Source organism: Kitasatospora sp. NPDC022785 (assembly GCF_055561295.1).
In genome coordinates this window covers 1-1,638 of the sequence record NZ_JBVHHB010000071.1, presented here as the reverse complement: position 1 = coordinate 1,638, position 1,638 = coordinate 1, and the positions used below count along the sequence as shown (strand labels likewise).

1 protein-coding gene is annotated in these 1,638 nt (G+C 69.4%); it reads right to left on the bottom strand.

Features of this window, described 5'->3' with window-relative positions; all coding sequences use genetic code 11:
* Nucleotides 1–9: 9 nt before the first annotated feature.
* The gene (locus ACZ3YO_RS39880; protein WP_465579197.1) at nt 10–1,611 is read right to left on the bottom strand and encodes an acyl-CoA carboxylase subunit beta; all 1,602 of its coding nucleotides are present in this window, start codon (nt 1,609–1,611) and stop codon (nt 10–12) included.
* Between the last annotated feature and the right edge of the window lie 27 nt (nt 1,612–1,638).

Here is a 1,638-nt window from a genome sequence, read left to right as displayed (position 1 = left end):
ACGGCGCTGCTACATCGGCGGGTTGCCGTGCTTGCGGCTGGGCAGATCGGCGTGCTTGGTGCGGAGCATGGCGAGCGAGGTGGCGAGGACCTGGCGGGTCTCGGCGGGGTCGATGACGTCGTCGACGAGGCCGCGTTCGGCCGCGTAGTACGGGTGCATCAGTTCGCTCTTGTATTCCTTGATCTTCTGGGTGCGCATGGCCTCGGGGTCCTCGGCGGCGTTGATGTCGCGTCGGAAGATCACGTTGGCGGCGCCTTCGGCGCCCATGACGGCGATCTCGTTGGTGGGCCAGGCGAAGGAGAGGTCGGCGCCGATGGAGCGGGAGTCCATGACGATGTAGGCGCCGCCGTAGGCCTTGCGCAGGATGAGCTGGATGCGGGGCACGGTGGCGTTGCAGTAGGCGTAGAGGAGCTTGGCGCCGTGGCGGATGATGCCGTCGTGTTCCTGGTCGACGCCGGGCAGGAAGCCGGGGACGTCGAGCATGGTGACCAGCGGGATGTTGAAGGCGTCGCACATCTGGACGAAGCGGGCGGCCTTCTCGCTGGCGTTGATGTCCAGGACGCCGGCCAGCGACTGGGGCTGGTTGGCGATGATGCCGGTGACGTGGCCGTCGATGCGGGCGAGGACGCAGAGCACGTTGGTGGCCCAGCGCTCGTGGACCTCCAGGTACTCGCCGTGGTCGACGATCTCCTCGATGACCTTGCGCATGTCGTAGGGGCGGTTGCCGTCGGCGGGCACCAGGTCGAGGAGGGAGTCGTTGCGGCGCTCGACGGGGTCGTCGTTGACGACGGTGGGCGGCATCTCGCGGTTGTTCTGGGGCAGCAGCGACAGGAGGTAGCGGACTTCCTCGATGCAGGACTGCTCGTCGTCGTAGGCGAAGTGGGAGACGCCGGAGACCCCGGAGTGGACGTCGGCGCCGCCGAGTCCGTTCTGGGTGATCTTCTCGCCGGTGACGGCCTGGACGACGTCGGGGCCGGTGATGAACATCTGGGAGGTCTCGCGGACCATGAAGATGAAGTCGGTCAGCGCGGGGGAGTAGGCGGCGCCGCCGGCGCAGGGGCCGAGCATCACGGAGATCTGCGGGATGACGCCGGAGGCGCGGGTGTTGCGCTGGAAGATGCCGCCGTAGCCGGCGAGCGCGGTCACGCCCTCCTGGATGCGGGCGCCGGCGCCGTCGTTCAGCGACACCAGCGGCGCGCCCGCGGCGATGGCCATGTCCATGATCTTGTGGATCTTCTGCGCGTGGGCCTCGCCCAGCGCGCCGCCGAAGATCCGGAAGTCGTGCGCGTAGGTGAACACGGTGCGCCCGTGCACGGTGCCCCAGCCGACGATCACGCCGTCGGTGTGGGGCTTCTTCGCCTCCAGGCCGAAGCCGGTGGCGCGGTGCCGGCGCAGTGGCTCCACCTCGCGGAACGAGCCCTCGTCGAGCAGCAGGTCGATGCGCTCGCGGGCGGTCAGCTTGCCCTTGGCGTGCTGGGCCTCGGTGGCCTTCTCGCTGGGGCCGCGGCGGACCTGTTCGCGCAGTTCGTGCAGCTCGGCGACCCGCCCGTGGGCGTCGGCCGGGACCTCGGGGATCTCGTCGCCGACCGGCGCCTCATGCACAACCGTCATCTCGAACCACTCCAAGGGTGAGGGAAC